This is a genomic window from Devosia rhodophyticola, assembly GCF_028816475.1.
GTDB lineage: Bacteria > Pseudomonadota > Alphaproteobacteria > Rhizobiales > Devosiaceae > Devosia > Devosia rhodophyticola.
Genome location: NZ_CP118247.1, coordinates 302762 through 325609, shown reverse-complemented (window position 1 = coordinate 325609; position 22848 = coordinate 302762). Strand labels below are relative to the sequence as shown.

The 22848-nt window shown below is 57.1% G+C and carries 20 protein-coding genes and 1 pseudogene; 15 read left to right on the top strand and 6 right to left on the bottom strand.

Annotated features, from left to right (window positions below):
• Positions 1–28: 28 nt before the first annotated feature.
• From PSQ90_RS01595 to PSQ90_RS01530, 14 genes are all read left to right on the top strand, one after another.
• Positions 29–1027 carry an ABC transporter permease gene (locus PSQ90_RS01595; RefSeq protein WP_282211694.1) on the top strand — a complete coding sequence of 333 codons (999 nt, stop codon included), beginning with the start codon at positions 29–31 and terminating at the stop codon, positions 1025–1027.
• A 6-nt stretch (positions 1028–1033) separates the two neighbouring features.
• Positions 1034–1942: an ABC transporter permease gene (locus tag PSQ90_RS01590; protein WP_282211693.1), complete on the top strand. Its 909-nt coding sequence runs from the start codon at positions 1034–1036 to the stop codon at positions 1940–1942.
• Positions 1943–1955: 13 nt separating this feature from the next.
• Positions 1956–2987, top strand: coding sequence for an ABC transporter ATP-binding protein (locus tag PSQ90_RS01585; protein WP_282211692.1), 1032 nt, complete (start codon positions 1956–1958; stop codon positions 2985–2987).
• Complete coding sequence (locus PSQ90_RS01580) at positions 2984–3988, top strand: ABC transporter ATP-binding protein (RefSeq protein WP_282211691.1); 1005 nt, start codon at positions 2984–2986, stop codon at positions 3986–3988. The genes PSQ90_RS01585 and PSQ90_RS01580 overlap by 4 nt, the downstream gene beginning before the upstream one ends.
• A 101-nt stretch (positions 3989–4089) precedes the next feature.
• Complete coding sequence (locus PSQ90_RS01575; protein WP_282211690.1) at positions 4090–4953, top strand: NAD-dependent epimerase/dehydratase family protein; 864 nt, start codon at positions 4090–4092, stop codon at positions 4951–4953.
• 234 nt (positions 4954–5187) lie between these two features.
• Positions 5188–6198: a Bug family tripartite tricarboxylate transporter substrate binding protein gene (locus tag PSQ90_RS01570; protein ID WP_282211689.1), complete on the top strand. Its 1011-nt coding sequence runs from the start codon at positions 5188–5190 to the stop codon at positions 6196–6198.
• 95 nt (positions 6199–6293) lie between these two features.
• Positions 6294–7811: a tripartite tricarboxylate transporter permease gene (locus PSQ90_RS01565; protein ID WP_282211688.1), complete on the top strand. Its 1518-nt coding sequence runs from the start codon at positions 6294–6296 to the stop codon at positions 7809–7811.
• Positions 7808–8326, top strand: a complete 519-nt coding sequence (locus PSQ90_RS01560) for a tripartite tricarboxylate transporter TctB family protein (protein WP_282211687.1) — start codon at positions 7808–7810, stop codon at positions 8324–8326. Before PSQ90_RS01565 ends, PSQ90_RS01560 begins: the two co-directional genes overlap by 4 nt.
• A gap of 4 nt (positions 8327–8330) precedes the next feature.
• Entirely contained in the window at positions 8331–9158 is an 828-nt protein-coding gene (locus tag PSQ90_RS01555) for a sugar phosphate isomerase/epimerase family protein (protein ID WP_282211686.1), read from the top strand.
• Complete coding sequence (locus tag PSQ90_RS01550) at positions 9158–10612, top strand: enolase-like domain-containing protein (RefSeq protein WP_282211685.1); 1455 nt, start codon at positions 9158–9160, stop codon at positions 10610–10612. Before PSQ90_RS01555 ends, PSQ90_RS01550 begins: the two co-directional genes overlap by 1 nt.
• On the top strand, positions 10609–10833 hold the full coding sequence (locus tag PSQ90_RS01545) for a hypothetical protein (protein WP_282211684.1): 225 nt from the start codon (positions 10609–10611) through the stop codon (positions 10831–10833). Before PSQ90_RS01550 ends, PSQ90_RS01545 begins: the two co-directional genes overlap by 4 nt.
• Positions 10769–11650, top strand: a complete 882-nt coding sequence (locus PSQ90_RS01540) for an NAD-dependent epimerase/dehydratase family protein (RefSeq protein ID WP_282211683.1) — start codon at positions 10769–10771, stop codon at positions 11648–11650. Before PSQ90_RS01545 ends, PSQ90_RS01540 begins: the two co-directional genes overlap by 65 nt.
• Positions 11650–12288, top strand: a complete 639-nt coding sequence (locus PSQ90_RS01535) for a TetR/AcrR family transcriptional regulator (RefSeq protein ID WP_282211682.1) — start codon at positions 11650–11652, stop codon at positions 12286–12288. The genes PSQ90_RS01540 and PSQ90_RS01535 overlap by 1 nt, the downstream gene beginning before the upstream one ends.
• A 31-nt stretch (positions 12289–12319) precedes the next feature.
• Positions 12320–13378: a dihydrodipicolinate synthase family protein gene (locus PSQ90_RS01530; RefSeq protein ID WP_282211681.1), complete on the top strand. Its 1059-nt coding sequence runs from the start codon at positions 12320–12322 to the stop codon at positions 13376–13378.
• On the opposite strand, the pseudogene PSQ90_RS01525 reads toward PSQ90_RS01530, so the two are convergent.
• A pseudogene (locus tag PSQ90_RS01525) lies at positions 13375–15682 on the bottom strand (Tex family protein). The gene PSQ90_RS01530 and the pseudogene PSQ90_RS01525 sit on opposite strands and share 4 nt — an antisense overlap.
• Positions 15683–15898: 216 nt before the next feature.
• Between PSQ90_RS01525 and yghU the strand changes: the two are divergent.
• Entirely contained in the window at positions 15899–16774 is an 876-nt protein-coding gene (gene yghU, locus PSQ90_RS01520) for a glutathione-dependent disulfide-bond oxidoreductase (protein ID WP_282211680.1), read from the top strand.
• A 12-nt stretch (positions 16775–16786) separates the two neighbouring features.
• Here yghU and PSQ90_RS01515 read toward each other — a convergent pair whose 3' ends face one another.
• From PSQ90_RS01515 to PSQ90_RS01495, 5 genes are read right to left on the bottom strand one after another with little or no spacing between them, the layout of a single operon-like run.
• Positions 16787–17857, bottom strand: coding sequence for an ABC transporter ATP-binding protein (locus PSQ90_RS01515; RefSeq protein ID WP_282211679.1), 1071 nt, complete (start codon positions 17855–17857; stop codon positions 16787–16789).
• Positions 17858–17876: 19 nt separating this feature from the next.
• The gene (locus tag PSQ90_RS01510) at positions 17877–18818 is read right to left on the bottom strand and encodes a carbohydrate ABC transporter permease (protein WP_282211678.1); all 942 of its coding nucleotides are present in this window, start codon (positions 18816–18818) and stop codon (positions 17877–17879) included.
• Between the two features lie 9 nt (positions 18819–18827).
• Positions 18828–20072: an ABC transporter substrate-binding protein gene (locus tag PSQ90_RS01505; RefSeq protein WP_282211677.1), complete on the bottom strand. Its 1245-nt coding sequence runs from the start codon at positions 20070–20072 to the stop codon at positions 18828–18830.
• 45 nt (positions 20073–20117) lie between these two features.
• The gene (locus PSQ90_RS01500; protein WP_282211676.1) at positions 20118–20987 is read right to left on the bottom strand and encodes a carbohydrate ABC transporter permease; all 870 of its coding nucleotides are present in this window, start codon (positions 20985–20987) and stop codon (positions 20118–20120) included.
• Between the two features lie 54 nt (positions 20988–21041).
• A complete protein-coding gene (locus tag PSQ90_RS01495) occupies positions 21042–22553 on the bottom strand; it encodes a sulfatase family protein (protein WP_282211675.1) in 1512 nt (503 codons plus the stop codon).
• Positions 22554–22848 lie beyond the last annotated feature (295 nt).

The window sequence follows — 22848 nt, the reverse complement described above, 5'->3', positions numbered from 1 at the left end:
GCGACAAGTGACACCGAGGATCTGTCCATTGAATCTCAAGATCATTGTTAAGCGGCTATTTTTTCTGGTCCTGGTCATCTGGGCGGCGTCCACCATCGTATTTTTCGTTCCGCGTCTTTCTTCGCGCAACGCCATTCGAGAGCGATTTGGTGAACTCTCACGTACCGGCGGTTTCTCGCCGGCCGATCTGGAAAAACTCATTGCCTCGATGCAGCAGCAATTTGGCCTCGATAAGCCATTGCTCGAGCAATACGTGCAATACCTCAACCAGATCATTCACCTCGATTTCGGCTACTCGCTTTATAAGTACCCTTCCACTGTCACCGAATTGATTGCGCAGGCACTACCTTGGACAATCGGTCTGCTGCTGGTGACAACAGTCCTCAGTTTCATCATCGGCACCTTGCTCGGCGCTGTTTCCGCTTGGCCGCGGGCACCCCAATGGATGCGCACCTTTGCCACGCCGTTCATTCTGCTGACTGGTGTTCCCCCGGTTATCATGGCCATTTTGCTGGTCTTTTTCGTCGGCTTCCGCTTGAAATGGTTGCCATTAGGCAGTGCCTATTCGGTCGGCGTCGTGCCCAACTGGTCCTGGGGTTTCTTCTTTGACCTCATGTCCCACCAGATATTGCCGGCCCTGTCGCTCATCTTGGGTTCTGTCGGCGGCTGGGTGTTGTCGATGCGCGGCATGGGCATCACCATCCAGGGCGAGGATTATGTGAACTTCGCCGAGCACAAAGGACTGACGGGCGGCCGCATCTTCCGCGACTATTATCTGCGCAATGCAATGCTGCCGCAGGTTACCGGACTGGCACTGGCTCTGGGCACAGTCGTTACCTCTGCTATCATTGTCGAGGGGCTGTTTGGCCTGCCGGGGATTGGCTCGCTGCTCAACCTTGCCATCCGTTCCAACGACTTTCCCACGATTTACGGCGTCGTGCTGTTCATCACCATCGCAGTGGCGGTTCTGATGACCGCGCTCGAATTCATCTATCCGTTGCTGGATCCTCGGATCCGGGAAAATTAGGAGCGCATGGTGACAACCATAACCTTGCCAACAGAAGAAACCGCCATGGAGCAGCCGAGCCGGCTGGTGCTGGCGTGGCGTTATCTGCGGCGCAATAAAGGACTGGCAGTTGGTTTTTTCATACTGCTGCTTCTGACCCTGTTCACCTTGATCGGCCTATTGGTGATCAACCCCAAGCACGCCTATCCCCTTTCGGCCGCCCTCAAGCAGCCGCCGAGCTGGAAATATCCAATGGGTACAGATTTCTTCGGGCGCAACCTGCTGGCGGCCATGGTCGTGGGCATGTGGCAGACCGCTCTCATCGGCTTGCTGGCGGGAGGTATCGGCACCTTCATCGGTGTGGTCTTGGGCTTCACCTCAGCTTATTTCGGCGGCAAAATCGACTCGACCATCCGAATAATTTGCCAGATATTGACCCCGATCCCCGTCCTGCTCATTCAGGTGGTAATTGCCGGGTCGCTCGATAAACGCGATGTCACGATTTTCACCATGGCCCTCATTGTGGTTCTGTTGGCATGGATGGGACCGACGCTGGTCATACGGGCCCAGGTCTTGACCATGAAGGAGCGACAATTCGTTGCGGTCGCCAAACTGTCGGGCATGAGCGATTTCGGCATCATCTTCAAAGAGATACTGCCCAATTTGCTGCCCTTCATTGCCGCTGCATTCGTGGGGCAGGTATTCGCTGCTGTGTTCGCCTCCTTCTATCTGGCGGTGTTGGGACTTGGGCCCCTGCGCGAACCACTTCTGGGCAACATCATCTGGGCCGCCCAGTCACAGGGCGCCTTCTTTAATGGTTGGTGGTGGTGGCCGCTTGAGCCCGCCTTTGCAATGATCCTGATCCTTGGTTCTCTCGCCCTGATCAATATGGGGCTGGATGAACTGGCCAACCCGCGCGTTCGGAAAACGGAATAGCATGATGAATTCTATGACGAGTGGAACACGGGCAGGGTCGCGCAACGCCACTTCAGCGTTCGATGCAGGCGGGGCCACGCCAGTCCTTAGGGTCAGCGGGCTTGAGGTAACCTATTATACTGATCTGGGCCGCGCAAAGGCGCTTGATGACGTTAGCTTCGCCTTAAGCGCCGGGGAAAAGCTGGGCATGGTCGGCGAGTCCGGTTCTGGAAAAAGCACCATGGCGCTGGCCATGATGCGAATGATCAAGCCGCCGGGGCGGATCGAGGGGGGCAGCGTTTTCATTGATGATACAGATCTGATGGCGATGACCGAAGACGAGATGCGTCAGGCTCGCCTCAGCAAGATTGCCTATATTCCCCAGGGCGCCATGAATTCGCTCAATCCGGTGACACGGATCGGGGCGCAGATGGTCGATGCAATCAAGTCACACTCGGCCCGGCAGAGCCGGTCTGCTATCGAAGATCGTTGCGTTCACGCGCTGCGTTCGGTCGATCTGGATCCAAGCGTGTTCCGTATGTATGCCCACGAACTTAGTGGCGGCATGAAACAACGCGTCTGCATCGCCATTGGCATACTGCTCGAACCCAAGGTCATTATCGCCGACGAGCCCACCAGTGCGCTTGATGTGGTTACCCAACGTCAGGTGATGGAAACCATCGACAGGGTACAGGACCAGATCAACGCTGCCGTGATCCTGATCGGGCACGACATGGGGCTGATGGCCCAGTTCGTCGACAAGGTTGCGGTCATGTATGCTGGGCGTCTGGTCGAAGTCAGCGCCGTGCGCGACATGTTCACCGCGCCCAACCATCCCTATTCCAAGGCATTGATCAGCAGCTTGCCCAATCTCGATAACAAGGGCGTATTTCAGGGTATACCCGGACTTGCGCCATCGCTGCTTCGCTTGCCATCCGGCTGCGCCTTCCATCCCCGGTGCGAGTTCGCAATGGAACGATGCAGCGTTGAGCGCCCCGAACCGCAGAATCTGGAGGAGGGCCGATTGGTCACCTGTCACCTGTTTGACGAAGAGGCCAGCCAATGACCCACCTTCTGGAACTCAATTCCGTTTCCAAGGTCTATCATCGCGGCTTGATCAACGCGAAGGCCAACGTCGCTCTGCGCGACATCTCACTGACATTGAGCGAGGACGAGCCGACCATCCTGACGGTGGCCGGGGAGAGCGGCAGCGGCAAGACAACCCTGGCCATGCTGCTTTTGGGCTTCATTACGCCGACAACTGGCCAGATCATTTATCGCGGGCAAAATATCACTTCGCTGCGCGGCAAGGATCGGCTGGCCTATCGCCGTGAAGTCCAGGCTGTGTTTCAGGACCCGTTCGCGGTTTTTAATCCGTTCTATACGGTCGATCATTTGTTGTCGGTCCCGATCAAGCGATTCAAGCTGGCCAAGAACAAGACAGACGCTCGCAATCGCATGGAAGAAGCCTTGACGGCCGTCGGTTTGCGCCCCGAAGACGTTTTGGGCCGCTTTCCGCATCAACTTTCTGGTGGGCAGCGTCAACGTATCAATGTGGCGCGCGCACTTCTGCTCAAGCCACGCCTGCTGATCGCCGACGAACCGGTTTCCATGGTGGATGCATCTTTACGTGCCAACATTTTGGAAACCCTGCGCAATTTGCAGCGCGATCACGGTGTTTCGATCATTTATATCACCCACGATCTGACAACTGCCTACCATATCGCTCGGTCGATCGTTGTGCTGTATCGCGGCGGCGTTATGGAGGCCGGAGACGTCGATGCGGTGATCAAGGATCCCCAACACCCCTATACAAAGCTGTTGGTCGACTCGATCCCATGGCCAAATCTCAATCAGCGTTGGGGCGAAACGCCAATCATTGCGCGCGACGACAGCGCAACCGGCAGTGGCTGTCCGTTCCGTTCGCGCTGTCCAAGCGCAATGGATATCTGCGCTACCCGTCCGCCGCTGTTCCAGACGGGCGAGATGCAGGCGGCTGCCTGTTACCTTTACGACAAAAAGCCCGAAGTCGTGGCCGAAAAGTTGACCCAACTTCTACCTGTATAAGCCCGTTGTCAGCGACTGTTGGATTGATTTTACGAGTGGATTCATGCTCGAAATCGCCCGAAGTTCGCATTGGCCAGATGGCAATCAAATAGGAAACTACAATGAAGATAGCTCTTACCGGCGCCAGCGGTCGCGTCGGGCGCAGGATTGCCGCAATGGCCTTGGAGCAGGGCCATTCATTGGTATGCATTGACCAGCAGCCGGCCCATCCCTCGTTAAAGCATGAGGGCGTCAGGTTCATTCAGGCGGAAATGGCCGATTATGATGCGCTCGTCGAAGCGTTCGCCGGATGCGATGCACTAATCCATATGGCGGCGATACCGTCACCCGGACGGCACCCCGACCATGTGATCCACAATAACAATGTTGTGGGGAGTTACAACGCGCTGCGGGCCGCTGCTGAACATGGCATCATGCGCATTTGTCAGGCGTCAAGCGTCAACGCCATCGGCCACGCCTTCAGCCGGCATGCTCGTTATGACTATTTCCCGCTTGACGAGGCCCATCCCAACTATAATGAGGAGCCCTATAGCCTCTCAAAATGGATATGCGAGCAACAGGCCGACAGTTTTGTGCGCCGTTACGAAGAAATGCGCATCGCCAGCATGCGTTTTCACTACGTCGTGCCAGAGCGGTCGGTTGCTGCCGAATTCTATCCGGTCGACAGCCCGGTCCCGTACACCCATCTTTGGGCGTGGACCCATCAGGACGCCGCGGCAGACGCCTGCATGCGTTCGCTTGTCGCGCCGTTTGACGGCCACGAAGTGTTTTATATCGTTGCCCCCATCACCACGGTCGACGCGCCGAGCCTGAAATTGGCCGCCGAACATTTCCCCAATGTACCAATCCACGCCGATTTACCCGACAACCGCAGCTTTTTCAGTTCTGCAAAGGCCGAAAAAATATTGGGTTGGAACCACGACGCAGCGATAGGCCAATCCAACGGCTCTGCTGCGGCGGTTTAGAAGCGGTCCGCCGCGGTTGTCGTACCCACATTTGGCAGCCCTCCACCCGGATGCTGGCGGCCAATGATATTCGACTGCAATAAACCGCTATCGCCGCTCTTGTTAGCAACGCATAGCCGTCGAGCACGATGACCCCGCAGCCATCTTGTATGTAAGCTTGACATCGGGCAGCTTTTCCCCCCAATCTCCCCTTTAGTATCCAGCAGGTTACTTAACCCATGGGAGGAGAAGACCATGAAATTCGTACAGGCCTTTGGCGCAGCACTTGCGCTCTCGACTATTTTGGCAGGAACCGCAATTGCGGCAGAATATAGCTGGAAGCCAGACAAACCGGTGACGATCATCGTGCCATGGTCGGCTGGCGGCTCGACCGATAGTGTCACCCGCGTTCTGGCAGGCGAGTTGGAAGATGCGCTTGGCCAGACCGTTGTTGTCGTCAACCAGCCAGGTGCCGCTGGCTCTGTTGGCACCACAGGCGCTTGGGAAGCCCCCCATGACGGCATGACCTGGGGTGCAGGGGCTGCTCTAGACCTTGGCTCCTATCAGGTTCTTGGCATGCTCGACGTACCCCTGACCGATTGGGAAGTCTATTTGCATATCGCCAATGTGGCTGTAGTTGGGGCGAATCCCGATGCCGGATATGCCGATTTCGGTGAGTTGCTTGAGGCAATGAAGGCCAACCCCGGCGAGATCAGTGTCGCCACCGCCGGTGTAACATCGGGCGGACACAACGCCATGGAGTCAATCGCTCAAACCGCCGGCGTTGAATATCGCCACGTCAGCTATGACGGCGGCAATCCCGCTGTTTTGGCAACGGTTTCCGGCGAAACCGCCATCACCACTCAGCTGGCTTCGGAACAGGCCGAAATGATCCGTGCCGGGCGTATTATCCCGCTGGCCGTTTTGTCCGACAAGCCGCTCAATATCGAGGGTTTTGGTGAAGTGCCATCGATCAAGCAGTGGATCCCTGAGATCAAGACCGCCGCCAACTATTTTGGCATTTGGGTGCCCAAGGATTCGCCTCCTGAGGTGATCGAAACCATGAACGCCATCTGGGCTGACAAGATCGCCAACTCTGCGGCGATGAAGGAATATGCCGGCCAGCGCGGCGCGATCCTTGATCCTTCCAGCGGCGACGCCGCCGTTGCGGCGGCCATGCCAGCATTGACCCAGAATGTCTGGTTGATGTTCGATGGCGGCAAGACCGAAAATGACCCTGCTGATTTCGGCTTTGAACGCCCATAAATTCTGAGCTTTCAACCATCAAACTCTGGCGCAATCGGCGCCAGAGACCAGATTTCGCGCGCTTGATCAAATAGCTGATCTGAAGGTTTACGCAGATGGACGGCTTCAATTCATTTCTGGGTGCTTTGTCCGCCATGGTGACCAGTTGGGCCATCATTGATGTGGTCTGGGCGACGCTGTTGGGCATCGTGGTTGGCATGCTGCCGGGCTTGACCGCAACGCTTGGCGTTGCGCTCATGACGACATTGACCTTCAAGATGGGCACCGATCAGGCCATTCTCATTCTTGTGTGCATGTATGTCGGCGCCATTTACGGCGGCTCACGCAGCGCCATTTTGCTCAACATTCCCGGCACACCCGCTAATGCTGCCACGTCGCTGGACGGATATCCGCTGGCGCGCGCCGGCAAGGCCGGTTCCGCCATGGCAATCGCCACCACTGGCTCGATGTTTGGCGGGTTGGTCGGCATGGTTGCCCTTGCGTTCATCGCCCCGGTTCTCGCCGAATTCGCCTTGTCATTCGGCGCATATGAATTTTTCTGGCTGGCGGTTTTTGGCGTTCTCGTCGCTGGCCAACTGACCTCGCTCGACGATCCGATCAAAGGCTGGATCGCCGGATTTTTGGGTCTGTTCGTGGCCATGATCGGTCGCGAAGGTATCCACGGCGTGCCCCGGTTTTCCTATGGTTCCACCGATCTTGCAGGCGGCATTGGCCTTTTGCCGGCCATGGTCGGCGCCTTTGGCTTTGCCGAAATATTGACCGTAATGCGCCAGGAAGCCTATTCCGTGGTGCACTCCAGGGTGGACAGCATTTGGGGGGGTATTCGCGAGTCCTACAAATACAAGATGACAGCCCTTCGCTCTGGCTTGATCGGCACCTTCATGGGCCTGATCCCGGGGGTTGGCGAAGATATGGGCTCATGGGCCTCTTATGCCGCCGCCCGTCAGGCCTCCAAAAACAAGGATGAATTCGGCAAAGGCTCAGTCGAGGGCCTGTTGGCTGCTGAAACCGGCAACAATGCTGCTGTGCCTGGTGCACTTATTCCTGTTCTGACGCTAGGCGTGCCGGGGTCCGCACCCGCAGCGGTCTTGCTGGCCGCAATGGTCATTCACGGCATCCGGCCCGGTCCATTGATCATGATTGAATCGCCCGATTTCGTGTTCTCGGTCGTCGCCATGGTCTTTCTGGCCACAATCGCCATGGGCGTGCTCGGGCTCTTACTCACCCGTCCACTGATAATGGTGTTGCGCGTCGCTCGCGAACGGCTGATGCCGATTATTTTCGTACTCTGCACCGTCGGTGCATTCGCCATTGCCAGCCGGACGTTCGATGTCTGGATCATGGTGTTTTTCGGCATCTTCGGGTTTGTCCTTCGCGAATTGAAATATCCAATGGCGCCGCTCATTTTGGGCATCGTTCTGGGTGACATTCTGGACAAAAGCCTGCGGCGCGGACTGGTCCTTTCCGACGGTGATTTTGGCGCCTTTTTTGTGCGGCCCATATCCATGGTGCTTTGGGTGTCCGCTCTTGGGTTCATCCTGCTGACCATGCCCTCGGTCCGAAAAATGTTTACGCGCCTGTTCAATCGAGATCAGGCGGATAAACAGTCATGAAACCGACGCAAATGGACCGACTGGATTTCGTTTCCTCTATCGTTTTGACGATATTTGGCATTGCGATTCTGGTGGAAAGCCTGCGCATGCCCCGGCTCGAAAACCTAAAGGTCAACCAGTTCACCGTGCCCGGCATTGTGCCCGGCGTATTAGGCCTCTTGCTGGCTGTTTGTGGCTTCGCGATTTTGGTTCGTTCGGTCAAACGAGGCGGCTGGCGTTTGGGCATTACCGGGCAGGACACCGCCGCATGGGTGACATCAGCCCCGGTGCAACGGAGCGCGGCAACGCTCGGACTGACCTTGCTTTATGCGCTGGTGCTGTTTCCCCACGTGCCCTTCAATTTTTCAACCCCACTGTTCGTTTTCGCCTTTGTCGTGACCGCCGAAGCCATGGCATTGGGTCGTTGGCCAAAGTGGCAGGCAATGGTGACCGGGCTCATACTGGCCGTTCTGGCCGGTTTGATAATTGGCTACGTTTTCCAGCAATTGTTCTTTGTTCGACTGCCGGGAGGCTAGGGGTATGAAGCTTAGCCTTTGCAACGAAGTTCTGCGTGAACTCAGCTTTGCCGACCAATGCCGCATGGCTGCGCAACTGGGCTACGAGGGTTTGGAAGTCGCGCCATTCACTCTGGCGTCCGACCCGTTCTCGCTCAGTGACACGCGGGTTCTCGAAGTCCGCCGGATTGCCGAGGATCACGGCTTGAGCATTACCGGACTGCATTGGCTTCTGGTCGCTCCCGATGGCCTCTCCATCACAACCGACGATGCAACAGTTCGAGCAAAAACCTTGTCGCTGATGGTCCGACTAGTCGAAATCTGCCGCCTGATGGGAGGTTCCGTGCTAGTGCACGGTTCGCCAAAACAGCGCCTGCTGACACATGCCGCCAATCCCAAGGCCGCCTGCGCCAACGCCGTCGGTATCTTCACCCAGATTGCCGCCGCCTGCGAAAATGCCGGTGTGACCTATTGCATCGAACCGCTGTCTGCGGTGCAAACCGATTTCGTCAATACTATCGAAGACGGGATCTCATTGGTCACCCACATTAATTCGCCAGCCTTTAAGACCATGCTGGACACCTCTTCGTCCGCCCAGCAAGAACCGTTGGACCTTGCCGCCACAATTGAAAAATACTGGCCGACGGGCCATCTCGCCCATGTTCAGGTCAATGATCCAAATTTGCGCGGTCCAGGGCAGGGGGAGCTGAAATTCGGCCCGATAATCAAGGCGCTCGCCAAGGTTGGATACAACGGCGTGATTGCAGCCGAACCCTTTGTCTATGAGCCGGACGGGCCGACCACCGCGGCTGCATCGGCGGGCTATATGCGCGCCATTTTGGAGGCCATATAGTGTCAGCGCCCGGCGTCAAACTGCTTTCGAGCACACTCGTCATTCGCAACGCTTTTACCCGGCTGCCCTTCCGCTTTGGCGCGGTCACCATGGAGGCCGCCGCCACCGGCATTTTGCAGCTTGAGGTGGAGTTTGCCGACAAATCTCGATCAACCGGCGTAGCCAGCGATATCCTGGCCTATAAATGGTTCGACAAGGACCCGGCAAAAACCCCGGCCGACAACGTCGCTGATCTGCTCCGGGCGCTTCGCGTTGCGCGTGATATCTACCAGCAAATGCCTGCGGCAACGCCCTATGATCTGTGGAATGTTGCACACAAGGAGATTGAGCGGGCGGTTCTGGCACTAGGTCTCAACCGGCTGATTGCTTCGTTTGCCAGTTCCATGCTGGAGCGAGCCGTCATTGATGCGGTCGGGCGACACCTGGGGCTGAGTTTTGATCAGATGCTGCGCAAAAACGCGCTGGGTCTGCGCCCAGAAACGATTTTCCCGGCCATCCGGTTCACTGACATTTTGGCGGCATTGCCAGATCGACCGGCAACCCAAATCGCACTTCGCCACACCGTTGGCATGCTTGATCCGCTAACCGACGCGCAGTTGGACGGTGACAGTCCCGACGATGGTTTGCCGGTATCGCTGGAAAGCTACATTCGCACCGACGAACTGGGTTATCTCAAAATCAAGCTCGGCGGCGATCAGCCTGCCGACATCGCGCGATTGGGCGAAATCGCTGACGTCGTCAAAGCCTTGGGCCGCCCCATACAGGTGACGCTGGATGGCAATGAGCAATATCAGAGTATCGACGATTTTGCCGCAGTGATCGACGACATCCGGGCCATTCCGGCGCTGGACGCGCTCTATCAGTCAATCCTCTTCATTGAGCAGCCCTTGCACCGTGATGTGGCGATGAATGCGCCGATTTCAACTGCCGCCAAAGCCGCCATCGGCCGACCCCTGCTGATCGATGAGGCTGACGGTTGGACGACCGCTTTCAGCGATGCCATCAACCTTGGTTATGAAGGAGTGAGCCATAAAAATTGCAAGGGCGTTTATCGCTCCCTGCTCAACGCCGCTCTGGCGGATCAGCGCAACAAGGCCGATGGCCACGTGCACTATTTCCAATCCGCAGAAGATTTGACTGATCTGGCCGTCGTGCCATTGCAGGCGGACCTAGCCATGATTGCCAGCTTGGGCATCCCCCACGTTGAACGCAACGGCCACCATTATTTCGTGGGCCTTGTCCATTTGCCCGCCGCCGAACAGGCCGGGGCGTTGTTACATCACGGTGACCTTTACGAAAATGTCGGCGGCCTTGCCCGCCTGCGTATAGCGCGTGGAAATCTCGAAATCGGCTCCTTGCAAGTCCCCGGCTTCGGCGTGGTTGACCATCCCGATCTGACCGATGCCATCGCGGAAGCCGATTGGCGGTTTTCAATGTTGGAGACAAAACCATGACCGATTGGACCGAAGGCGACCTGCCCGAGCGTTTTGAAGACGAGGCCGCACTCGATGAGTTCATGACCCGGCCTATGCCCGGGCTGGCTAACGATCTGGCCAAGGCACCCGGGGCCATCACCATTTTGGGTATCGGCGGCAAGATGGGGCCGTCCCTTGCAATTCTGGCCAAACGCGCAGATCTCGGCGCGCCGCATTATCGGGGTCGCGCGGTTTTCTGACCCGGCAGTGAGGCAAAGGCTTGAGGACGCCGGTATTGAAACGGTTGCCTGTGACCTCCTCGATAAAACGGCCATCGCTAAACTTGAAGTTACGCCCAACGTGATCTTTATGGCTGGGATGAAATTTGGCGCTTCGGGCAACGAGCCAATGACCTGGGCGATGAATTCCTATGTCCCTGCCTTGGTCGCCGATCACTTCACCACCAGTCGCATCGTGGCATTTTCCACGGCCTGCGTTTACCCCTATGTCGATGTTCGTCATCAGGGCGCCCGTGAAATCGTGCCCCCAACGCCCGTGGGCGAATACGCCAATTCCTGCGTCGGCCGCGAACGTTTGTTTCAGCACTTCTCAAACGTCCACAGCACGCCGGGACGTTTGCTGCGGCTCTCTTATGCCATTGATATGCGATATGGCGTCCTGCACGATATCGCCCAAAACGTCCTCAACGGGCGCGAAATACCCATCACCATGGGGCACGCCAATGTTATCTGGCAGGGCGATGCCAATGCCGTTGCCTTGCGGGCGCTGGGGCACACAACGACGCCAACTTCGCCCCTCAATCTGTCTGGCCCGGAAACGGTCAGCATCCGCAATATCGCCAATCTGTTCGCTGCTCACTTCGACCGTAAACCGGTTTTTGTCGGTGAAGAGAGCAACAGCACATGGCTGGTCAATACCGATTTGCAGCAGGAACTGTTCGGCTACCCCAAGGTGCCGTTGGCGCGCCTCGTTAAGTGGACCGCTGATTGGGTGTCTCGCGGTCAATCAAGCCTGGGCAAGCCAACGCATTTTGAAGTCAGTGATGGAAACTATTAGTGCAAACTGACGACACAAAACCGCGTACTCGCGACAGGGTGCGCACGCGTGAACACATTCTCGAAGCGGCACGCCAGGAGTTTGCCGCCAAGGGATTTGAGGGCGCCCGCACAGACGATATCGCACGCCGCGCCAATGTGTCCAAGCGCATGCCATACCATTATTTTCACAACAAGGATGGCCTGTTTCAGGCCGTTCTGGAACGCACCTATACCGAAATCCGCGAAGCCGAAAAGGCACTCGAACTGAGTTCACGTGACCCCATGGAAGCCATGGCAGAACTGGTCGTGTTCAGTTTTGACTGGTTCAATGACAATCCGACCTTCATTCCGATCCTCAACGCAGAAAACCTGCTCGAGGCGGTACACGCTGAATCCTCCGAGGCGGTCCGTCGCCTGAATACGCCTCTGGTCGACGCAATTTCTGAACTGCTCAAGCGAGGTGTAGCCAGCGGACAGATGCGCGCCGACGTCGATCCCGTTGAACTCTATATCTCGATTGCCGGCATTTCCTATTTCTACTTCTCCAACCAGCGCACGCTATCGGCCATTTTCGCGCGCAAGCTTGGCTCCAAAGAAGAACTTGCCCGCCGCCGCGCCCACGTCTCGGATATAATCCTGGGTTATCTGCGGCCCTGACCGCGCCAATGCCAGCTGTGAGTGAAAGTCCATGTTGATCACCGATATTGATGCCAACGCTCTGCAACGTTTCCAGAACGGTTGCGTCATTCCCGCCCATCCGCTGGCACTGACAGGCGCTCGTGAAATCGACACCCGCCGCCAACGTGCCCTGACGCGGTACTACCTTGACGCTGGCTCGGGCGGATTGGCCGTCGGCGTGCACACCACCCAGTTCGCCATCCGCGACGTTGGCCTGTTCGAGCCCGTTCTACGCATTGCGATGGAAGAGGCGCAGAACTGGGTTGATCATACCCCATTTATGGTCGCAGGCGTCATGGGCAAAACCGACCAGGCCATCAAGGAAGCGGAACTGGCTCGCGGATTGGGTTATCACGCCGCGCTGCTCGGCCTGGGTGCGATGGGCGATGCGTCCGAAGACCAGCTCATCGAGCATTGCCAGCGCGTGGCCAGGGTCATGCCCATCATCGGCTTTTACCTGCAGGCTGCCGTCGGCGGACGCAATCTGTCCTTCAATTTCTGGAAGCAGTTTGCCACCATTGATAATGTCGTCGGGATCAAAATCGCGCCGTTCAATCGCTACAAGACGCTTGATGTCGTGCGAGGTGTGGCTGCCGCCAACGCCGCTGATCGCATAACCCTTTATACCGGCAACGACGACCATATCGTGGGCGATCTGCTCACGCCGTTTCCCGTCGAAATTGACGGCCAGCCAAAACATTTGAACATAAAGGGCGGCCTCCTGGGGCATTGGTCGGTATGGACCCAAAAAGCCGTACACCTGCTCGATGATGTCCAACAACTGCCCACCAACGGCAGCATCGAGCGCCACTGGTGGACCCGCGACGCCGCCGTTACCGATTCAAACGCCGCATTTTTCGATGCCGCCAACAATTTCCTTGGCGTCATCGCCGGTTTGCACGAAGTGCTGCGCCGTCAGGGATTGCTGGACAACATCTTGTGCCTTGATCCCAATGAAGACCTTGGCCCCAATCAGGCCGCCGAGATTGACCGCGTCTATCGCGCCTATCCCGAACTCAACGACGACGCCTTCGTCGCGGCCAATCTGGATCGGTGGTTGGGCGCCTAAGGCCTATTTCGGTCCTTGCGCATAGCTTCGTTCAAGCGGTCGCCGAGCGAGCCAAGGCCGGATGAGGCAGCGGCGGGACGTGCCGTTGCAGCCTTGACGGGACGGTCCTTCGGACGCTCGCGCGTCTGCGCAGGCGAATTGTCCTTGCGCATCGTCAAGCCAATGCGCTTGCGCGCAATATCGACCTCGACAACCTTGACTTTGACAACGTCGCCCGCCTTGACCACCTCATGGGGATCCTTGACGAATTTGTCTGCCAGTTGCGACACATGCACCAATCCATCCTGGTGCACGCCAATATCAACAAAGGCGCCAAAGGCCGCGACATTGGTGACCGTCCCTTCAAGCATCATGCCCGCCTTGAGATGTTTGATATCGTCCACCCCTTCAGCAAACGTCGCGGTCTTGAACGCCGGTCGAGGATCGCGCCCCGGCTTTTCCAGTTCCAGCAAAATGTCCCGCACCGTCGGCAAACCAAACCGGTCATCAACGAACTGGTTGGCGTCCAGCCCAACCAGCGCCGATTTGTCGTTCATCAGACTGCGCAGGTCGCGCCCGCAGGCAGCAATGATCTTTCGCGCGACGCCATAGGCCTCTGGGTGCACCGACGACCCGTCCAACGGCTCAACACCATCTGCGATCCGCAAGAAACCAGCACATTGCTCAAAGGTACGCTGCCCCAGACGTGGCACCTTCAGCAACGCCTTGCGGCTTCGGAACGGACCGTTGCTGTCGCGATGGCTCACAATGGCGTCAGCAACCGAAGAACCCAGCCCCGATATGCGGGCCAGAAGCGGCGCGGAGGCCGTATTGAGATCGACCCCAACCGCATTCACTGCATCTTCAACCACCGCATCCAGCGATCGGCTCAATCGGCCCTGATCCAGATCATGCTGATATTGTCCAACCCCAATTGCCTTGGGCTCGATCTTGGCCAATTCCGCCAACGGATCCTGCAGCCGCCGCGCAATTGACACCGCACCGCGCAAAGAAACATCGAGATCAGGAAACTCGTTGGCCGCCAGCTCCGAGGCCGAATAGACCGAGGCGCCAGCTTCAGAAACAATGACCTTGGTGGGTTTTGGGGCAGGGAGGCGCTCGATCAGGTCGGCTACCAGCTTTTCAGTCTCGCGACTGCCCGTGCCATTGCCGATGGCAATCAGATCAACGCCGTGCTTGCCAATCAAATGCTGCAACGCCGTCTGGGCACCCATCACATCATTGCGGGGCTGAAATGGATAGATCGTATCGGTATCCAGCACCTTGCCAGTGGCATCGATGACCGCAACCTTGACCCCGGTGCGAATGCCCGGATCAAGCCCAATTGTGGTGCGCGCGCCTGCGGGCGCTGCCAACAACAAATCCTTGAGATTGCGCGCAAATACCCCGATAGCCTCCAGTTCGGCGCTCTCGCGCAGTTCCACCATCAGGTCAACCGACAAAGACAGGCGCAGCCGCGTGCGCCAGGCCCAGTTGGCCACCGTGCGCAGCCATTCGTCTCCCGGCGCATTGCTCTGCGCCTCAAGCGCCGCATTGACGAACCGTTCAATCGGCGGCACCTGATCCGTGCTATCGGCATCAACTTCGAGGTCAAGGTTCAAAAAGCCCTCGTCGCGCCCCCGCATCATCGCCAGCGCCCGGTGTCCGGCAACCTTTGCCCAGCGTTCACTGTGGTCGAAATAATCGGAAAACTTTGCGCCGGCCTCTTCCTTGCCTTTCGCGACTTGCGCCCTCAGCATGGCCTTGTCGCGCATATATTGGCGCAATCTGCCAAGCAGCGCGGCATTTTCGGTCAACCCTTCAACAATAATATCACGCGTGCCATCCAGCGCCTGCTTGACCCCCGGTACCGCTTCATTGGTAAAAGCGGCTGCCAGCCGGGAAGGATCTGCGCGCCGGTCCGCCAAAATTGCCTGTGCCAGCGGTTCCAAACCGCGTTCGCGCGCGATTTCGGCCTTGGTGCGACGCTTCGGCTTGAATGGTAGGTAAAGGTCTTCCAACGCCGCCTTGGTGGTCGCGCCCGCAAAAGCGGCGCGCAGCGCGTCGGTCAGTTTGTCCTGCTCATCGACCGATTTGATGATGGCGCTGCGCCGCGCATCAAGTTCACGCAGATACGTCAGCCGCTCGGCCAACAGGCGCAGTTGCAGAATCGTCCAATCCCCCCGTTACCTCCTTGCGATAGCGCGCAATGAACGGAACGGTGGCACCCCCATCAAGCAGTTCGACCGCTGCAGTCACCTGTTGCGGGCGGGCAATGACCTCATTGGCGATTTGAGCAGCGATACGATTATCGAGTGCGGACATCAAATGGCCTCCTGCCAATAGTAGGCCTCACATAATGGCCCTCTATCGTTGCCCACAACCAATATCTGCCAATTCCCCCGGCAATATGGCGATCCGTCCGCAAATGCTCGGCATCACCATTGAATTGGCGCCCGAGCAATTCTAAACAAGCCGCAATGACGCTGCCGTGACATCTGAAATTCGGCACGCCCGCATTCAATGAAAGTGACCAGGCCAATGACCGACGAAAACACCTACGTTCCACCAAAAGTCTGGACCTGGGACGCTGAAAACGGCGGCGAATGGTCCAAGACTAATCGGCCGATTGCAGGCCCGACCCATGAGGTCACCTTGCCGCGTGGCAAGCATCCTTTGCAGCTGCATTCCCTTGCAACGCCGAACGGCCAGAAAGTCACCATCCTGCTCGAAGAGCTATTGGCACTTGGCGTGTCAGGCGCTGAATACGACGCGTATCTGATCAATATCGGCGAAGGCGAGCAGTTTTCGTCGGGCTTTGTCGCGATCAACCCGAATTCGAAAATACCAGCGCTGGTCGATACCGAAACTGGCAGTCGCGTGTTTGAATCCGGTGCGATCCTGCTCTATCTCGCCGAAAAGTTCGGCCACTTCCTGCCCAGGGATAAATTGGCGCGCACCGAGGCTATAAACTGGCTGTTCTGGCTGCAGGGTTCAGCGCCCTATTTGGGCGGTGGTTTCGGCCATTTTTACGCCTACGCACCCACCAAGTTCGAATATCCGATAAATCGCTTCACCATGGAGGCGAAACGTCAAATGGATGTGCTGGATCGGGAACTGGCCGATCACCGCTATCTGGGTGGTGACGAATATACCATCGCCGACATCGCTACGTGGCCATGGTACGGCAATCTCGTTTTGGGCGAGGCCTACGGGGCAGGCGAGTTCCTTGATGTTGAAAGCTACAAGAACCTGCGCCGCTGGGCTGCCGAAATTCTAAAACGCCCCGCCGTACAACGCGGCCGCATGGTCAACCGTGTCTGGGGGCCACTCGAGGGTCAACTGCACGAACGCCACGATGCCTCGGATTTCGATCTCAGAACTCAAGATAAATTGGCGCCCGCCGTCTCAGCATGACGGCGGCGGCCGCTATCGGAGGCGAGCGCCGCTATTAGGCGAAAATCCATAGGCGTGGACCATGTCAAAGGCAACTTCAATGCTTTGGCCCACCCTGAGATCGGCGCGGCCCTCGGCCTTTCCCACGAACGAATGGCCACCCACGGTAAAATAGATCAGCTTCTCGGTGCCCAATTGTTCAATCAGCTCAAGCGTCACTGTGAGCCGGGTGCTGACCTCGGAGGCATCGATGGCTGGTCGAATGTCTTCGGGACGCAGGCCAAATGTCAGAGTGTCGCCGTTGGAAATGCTTGCTGGCAAAGCCCATGGGATCGAGGTGTCGCCGATTGTGATAGCGTCGGCCCCCGCAGTCGCCTTGACCAGGTTCATCGCCGGACTACCCATGAAACCGGCAACAAACTCGCTGGCCGGATCGTGAAAAATTTCGTCGGGCGTACCTTGCTGCTCGATGTGGCCATCGCGCATGACCACGATGCGGTCCGCCAGCGTCATGGCCTCGACCTGGTCATGGGTTACATAAATGATGGTGTTCTTGAGCCGCTGGTGCAGGCGCTTGATTTCGACGCGCATCTGGCCGCGTAGCTTGGCATCGAGGTTGGATAGTGGTTCATCGAACAAAAACACCTTTGGGTCGCGCACAATCGCTCGACCCATGGCGACGCGCTGGCGCTGCCCGCCCGAAAGGGCTCCCGGTTTGCGTTCCAGCAACTCCGTCAGTTCAAGAATTTCAGCAACAGCACGTACCTTCTGATCAATGACATCCTTGGGCACCCGCGACAGTTTCAGCGAAAACGCCATGTTCTGGTAAACGGTCTTGGAGGGGTAAAGCGCATAGTTCTGGAACACCATGGCAATGCCGCGCTCCTTGGGGCGTAGGCCATTGACCACCCGGTCGCCAATAACGATTTCGCCGCCCGAGATGGTTTCCAGCCCCGCCACCATGCGCAGGGTTGTCGACTTACCGCAGCCCGATGGGCCAACCAGAACAGCAAACTCGCCCGGCTCTATCTTGATGTTGATGGCATGCAAGGCCTCAACGGTTCCATAGCGCTTTACCAGGTCTCGAATCTCGATGTTGGACATGCTCAAGAACTCCGTTTGACTATTTGTTGCGCGTTTCATTGCGCAGATAGAGAATGGTGAAAGCTGCCGAAATGACGAGAATGGAAACGGCGGCAGTGGCGGCCTGGCTGAACTGGAAGTCAACGAACGCCAGCCGATAGGTGAGGGTCGAGAGCACTTCAGTGACGCGACCCGGCCCGCCACCGGTGGTCAGCCAGACCAGCGGGAACAGCTGGAAGGTCCAGATCAGGTCGAGCAGCACCACGCCATAAATGACCGGTTTGAGCTGCGGCACGGTAACGTGCCAGAATTTATGGAAGAAGTTCGCGCCATCGATTTCGGCAGCTTCATAGAGCTCGCGCGGGACGGACTGCAAACCGCTCAGAAAGCTGACCATGATGAACGGATAGCCGCGCCATGTCGAAATCAGCAGCAAGGACCACATGGCAAGATTGGCATCGCCCAGCCAGTCGAGGGGTTCATTGATGATGCCCGCCGCGCCCAGCCAGTAGTTGATGACGCCGAACGGGTTGAGCAGCAACTGCCAGTTGAGCGCCACCACCGCCGCGGTAAATATCCAGGGCAGGATCAGCAGCGAACGAAATATGGTGCGGGCGCGTGGATGGATGTCGGCATTGACCATCATGGCCAGCGACATGCCGACCACCAGATGGCCCAGCACTGAGCCGATCGTAAAGATGCCGGTATTGAGCAGTGCGCTCCAAAAGCCGGAGTCCGAAAGCAGGTTCGAATAATTATCAAGCCCGACAAAAATTGGATCGGGCTTGATGATGACATTGTCGAAAAGACTGTATTCGACAACCTTGTAAAGCGGAACGCCCAGCAGCGCCCCCAGGATCACGAGACATGGCAATAGAAACAGATAGGGCGTTGCGCCAGCTGAATTGTCGCGGATTGCCTGGAACAGGGAGGCTCCCCGTGTCGAAAAGTTGGGCCCTTGGCCCTGCGCTTCCATTGCCATGAGAATGCCCTACTTGATCAGTTCGAGCCAACGCGCCTGAACGGCGGCCGCTGTGGCTTCGGGGGTCTGGTTACCTGCCAGCATTGCCTGAATTTCTTCAGTCATGATCGACCAGCTGGCCGTAGCCTTGGGCGCCTGGCGAAGCTCTTCAACCGGTGTGTCATTGCTCAGGATATCCATCTGCTTGGCCAGCACCTCGTCTCCGTCGGTGTTGAAGTCAGCCAATGCTTCGAGATTGCCGGGCAGGGAGGCCGATGCGTGGGCGACCTTGGCGTTGGCCTGCTTGCCCAAAAGGAAGGAAATGAACTTCCAGGCTTCGTCCTTGTGTTTGGAGTTGGCGGAAATCCCCAATTCAAAACCATGAACGCGATAGGCGTTCACATCGCCCGGCACCCGTGTCATTGCATATTCGAAATCGGCGCCTCTTTCGCGCACATTGGCAGAATGCGCCGCCGGCGAAATCAGAAACCCGGTGCGTCCCGCAACGAACTCCTCGACATCCACACCGCCGGTACGCGATGCGGCACCCGGTGCGGCGGCACCCGAAGCGTTGAGATCATTGAGCAACTGCAAGGTTTCCACGACTGCCGGATTGTCAAAATCTGGGGTCGTGCCGTTCATTGAGTGCCCCCCATGCGCATAAAGCAGCGGCAGGAGTGTCAGGATTGGGCCATTGGCCGGTGGCTGCGACGAGAAGGGCAAACCGATGCCCGAAATGCCGTCACCCAACTTCGAAATAGCCGTCGCATATTCCTTTAATTCATCCCAGTTCGTGGGCGGGTGCTCAAAGCCTGCTTCTTTGACCAAAGTCATATTTGTATGCAGAACGAAGGGGAAAGCGGTCAGGGGCACCATCCATGTATGACCGTCGATTTCTCCAATCGGTGCTTGGACCAACTGGTCCTTGCTGAAGCCGTTGTCCGCCTTGCCAAGATAATCATCGAGCGGCGCCAGAATGCCGATATCGAGAAATTCCTTGGTCCAGGGCATATTGAGGCCCAGAACATCGGCGCTGATGCCGATTGCATGATCGGTCACGATGCTTTCGCGCACCTTGCCAAACGGCTGGTTCACGAGTTCAATCTTGATGTCGGGATTGGCGGCTTCAAACTCCGACACCAGGCTATTGTAGGTGTCGGCCCCGGCCTCGGCTGCAAACCATTGCAGCCACTCGATCTTTGTTTGAGCAAAGCTCTGGACCGGTATCATCGCGATGGCCGCCACGGCCATCGCCTTTATCAGTTTTTTCGACATTGTGTTTCTCCTCCACACAGTTGATTTGTCAGAATTTTCGAACGGCTAACCCTTCACGCCACCCGCTGCCAGGCCTGAGACCACATAGCGTTGCACCCACATGAACAGTACCAGGATCGGGACCGAGCCGAGGACGGAAAACGCCATCATCTCGTCCCATTTCAACCCGAACTCACCCACCATCATGGCAATGCCGACTGGCACGGTGCGCATTTCGGTTGAGCGGGTCAGGGCAAGTGCAAACAAAAATTCGTTCCACGACAGCAAGAATGTATAGACCGCCGTTGAAATGATGCCGGGGGTTGCAACCGGCAACAGGACCCGAAACAGAACGCCGATCGGGGTACACCCATCGATGATGGCGGCTTCGTCAAAATCCTTGGGAATGGTATCGAGATAGCCATTCATCATGATGACGGAATAGGGCAGGGCAAACGTCAGATACGTAACGATCAGCCCCCAAAGGGAATCGTAAAGGCGCAGCCAGACGATCACGCCAAAGAACGGGATCAGCAGCGTAATGGTCGGCACCATCTGTGTCGTGATCACAAACAGCTTTGCCGTCTTTTCGCCAAAGAACCGGTAGCGGGAAAATCCAAAGGCCGCGAGGGTGCCGATGGCCACCGACAGGAGCGTAACCGCGATACCGACCAGATAGCTGTTGAGAAAAAAGCCGCGAAACTGCGCGTTGCCCAGAACGCGCGAATAAGCGTCAAACTGCAATGTTTCTGGAATGAACTGCGGTGGCAGCGAAAATGTTTCGGTTGTCGGCTTGAGCGACACCGAAATCATCCACATGACCGGAAACACCATGATCAGCGTGACAATTGTCAGCGCAATATAGATTACCGCCCGGCGGAAGCGCTCCTGCACCAGTTCGTTTCGATATGGATTTGTCTGACCATTGACGGACATTCAAGTCTCCCCCTTGATGTGATGACGCAGCTTCGTGAACGGCTCGCGCAGCCCCTAGTGTTCCGGCACGTCCCCGATTTGAGCCATCTTGGCATCAAGCAGCCCGTGCATTTCCAGTTTCACCTGATCATAGGCTGGGTCGTCATAAACATTGCAAAGTTCGAGCGGATCCGACTTGCAGTCGAACAATTCCCATTCGGGGGGGTCGTCGCTTGATACAGCGCCCGGGTGACCCAGGTCGTCATTGTACCAATAGATAAGCTTGTATCTTTGGCTGCGGATTCCGTAGTGCGCGAAGATGTTGTGGCCGCTGTCGCGATGCATCCAATATCGGTGATAGGCCACTTGCGACCAATCAAGGGGCGTGTTCCCCTCCAAAACTGGTTTGAAGCTGTTGCCCTGCATATAGTTGGGTACGGGAACGCCGGCCAAGTCGAGCAGGGTAGGGGCGAAGTCGACATTGCTGACGATATCTTTGCATTGCGACCCTGCCGCAATCTTGGGTGGATAGCTAACAACGAACGGCATCTGCAGCGATTCTTCATAGATGAAGCGTTTGTCGAACCAGCCGTGCTCGCCCAGAAAGAAGCCTTGATCGGAGGTGTAGATGACAATGGTGTTGTCGATCTGGCCCGTCGCTTCAAGGTGGTCGAGCAACCGCCCGACGCTCTCATCCACTGAGGCAACGGTCTGAAGATAACGCCGCATATAGCGCTGGAACTTGAACTGATGTAGCTCTTCCTGATCAGAAAACGTAAATGTTTCACCCGTGTTGGCATCGACCAGCCGCAGGGTGCTGACGTCGTCCGGATCAGGGATCTTGCGATCGTAGCGGTCTTCGAAAAGCTCTGCACCAACCTCTGATCCGCCTTCGGGTTGGGCCAATCCCAGATCCGCGTAGGTGAAATCCTTGCGAACACGCATGGTCGCTGCCGCCGCCGCGCGCGCTCGGTTGCTGTAGTCATCCGAAAAGCTTTCCGGTGCCGTAAAATCATGACCCTCGAACATGTCGCGATATTTCGGATGAGGCGCAAAATTGCGATGCGGCGCCTTGTGATGACACATCAAAAAGAACGGCTTTTCAGCATCGCGCTTCTCGAGCCAATCGAGGCACTTGTCCGTAATGATGTCCGTGACATAGCCTTGTTCGCGCTGTACGCCTTCCGGGCCAATCATCTTGGGATCGAAATATTCGCCCTGACCGGGCAGCACCGACCAATCGTCAAAGCCCGTTGGTTGGTGGGCTGCGCCTTCGCCCAGATGCCACTTGCCGAAGATCGCAGTGGAATATCCAGCCGATTTCAGATGCTTGGCCAGATGCGGCGCGCGGTTATTAAAAGGCGTATCAAGCGTTGTGACGCCGTTCACATGGTTGTAGGTGCCGGTCAGGATTGAGGCGCGGCTGGGCGTGCAAATCGAGTTGCTGACATAGCAATGGTCAAGGCGCATGCCGCGCTCGCCGATCCTGTCGATATTGGGCGTGTGATTAATCGCATGCCCATAGCAACTGATTGCTTTGGCCGCGTGATCGTCCGCCATGATAAACAGGATATTCGGCTTTTTCATCTAACCCTCCCAGCAGATGCCAAACCGTAAACGTCACTCATAACGTTGTCAACTAGAGGTGGTGTTGAGTTGAATTGATGGAGCATTTTCCCTCTGTTTGCCTTCGTACAATCACTCGGTGCATCAAGGGCTTGGGTCGTTGAATGTGGGTAAAAATGTGGTCGTAATTGACAACCAGCGCTGGTTCAGGGCACTTTGTGGCACAGCAAAGACAACGACGCGGTCGTGACGCCGCAAGCCATCGCGACTTCAGTCATAATGTTTTGAGTTGCGCCACTGAATTCTGAAAGCCCGG

Coding starts and splice junctions, on each gene's coding strand:
- PSQ90_RS01590 (WP_282211693.1), top strand. CDS start 1,034: ATGGTGACAACCATAACCTTGCCAACAGAAGAAACCGCCATGGAGCAG.
- PSQ90_RS01585 (WP_282211692.1), top strand. CDS start 1,956: ATGACGAGTGGAACACGGGCAGGGTCGCGCAACGCCACTTCAGCGTTC.
- PSQ90_RS01580 (WP_282211691.1), top strand. CDS start 2,984: ATGACCCACCTTCTGGAACTCAATTCCGTTTCCAAGGTCTATCATCGC.
- PSQ90_RS01575 (WP_282211690.1), top strand. CDS start 4,090: ATGAAGATAGCTCTTACCGGCGCCAGCGGTCGCGTCGGGCGCAGGATT.
- PSQ90_RS01570 (WP_282211689.1), top strand. CDS start 5,188: ATGAAATTCGTACAGGCCTTTGGCGCAGCACTTGCGCTCTCGACTATT.
- PSQ90_RS01565 (WP_282211688.1), top strand. CDS start 6,294: ATGGACGGCTTCAATTCATTTCTGGGTGCTTTGTCCGCCATGGTGACC.
- PSQ90_RS01560 (WP_282211687.1), top strand. CDS start 7,808: ATGAAACCGACGCAAATGGACCGACTGGATTTCGTTTCCTCTATCGTT.
- PSQ90_RS01555 (WP_282211686.1), top strand. CDS start 8,331: ATGAAGCTTAGCCTTTGCAACGAAGTTCTGCGTGAACTCAGCTTTGCC.
- PSQ90_RS01545 (WP_282211684.1), top strand. CDS start 10,609: ATGACCGATTGGACCGAAGGCGACCTGCCCGAGCGTTTTGAAGACGAG.
- PSQ90_RS01530 (WP_282211681.1), top strand. CDS start 12,320: ATGTTGATCACCGATATTGATGCCAACGCTCTGCAACGTTTCCAGAAC.
- yghU (WP_282211680.1), top strand. CDS start 15,899: ATGACCGACGAAAACACCTACGTTCCACCAAAAGTCTGGACCTGGGAC.
- PSQ90_RS01515 (WP_282211679.1), bottom strand. CDS start 17,857: ATGTCCAACATCGAGATTCGAGACCTGGTAAAGCGCTATGGAACCGTT.
- PSQ90_RS01510 (WP_282211678.1), bottom strand. CDS start 18,818: ATGGCAATGGAAGCGCAGGGCCAAGGGCCCAACTTTTCGACACGGGGA.
- PSQ90_RS01505 (WP_282211677.1), bottom strand. CDS start 20,072: ATGTCGAAAAAACTGATAAAGGCGATGGCCGTGGCGGCCATCGCGATG.
- PSQ90_RS01500 (WP_282211676.1), bottom strand. CDS start 20,987: ATGTCCGTCAATGGTCAGACAAATCCATATCGAAACGAACTGGTGCAG.
- PSQ90_RS01495 (WP_282211675.1), bottom strand. CDS start 22,553: ATGAAAAAGCCGAATATCCTGTTTATCATGGCGGACGATCACGCGGCC.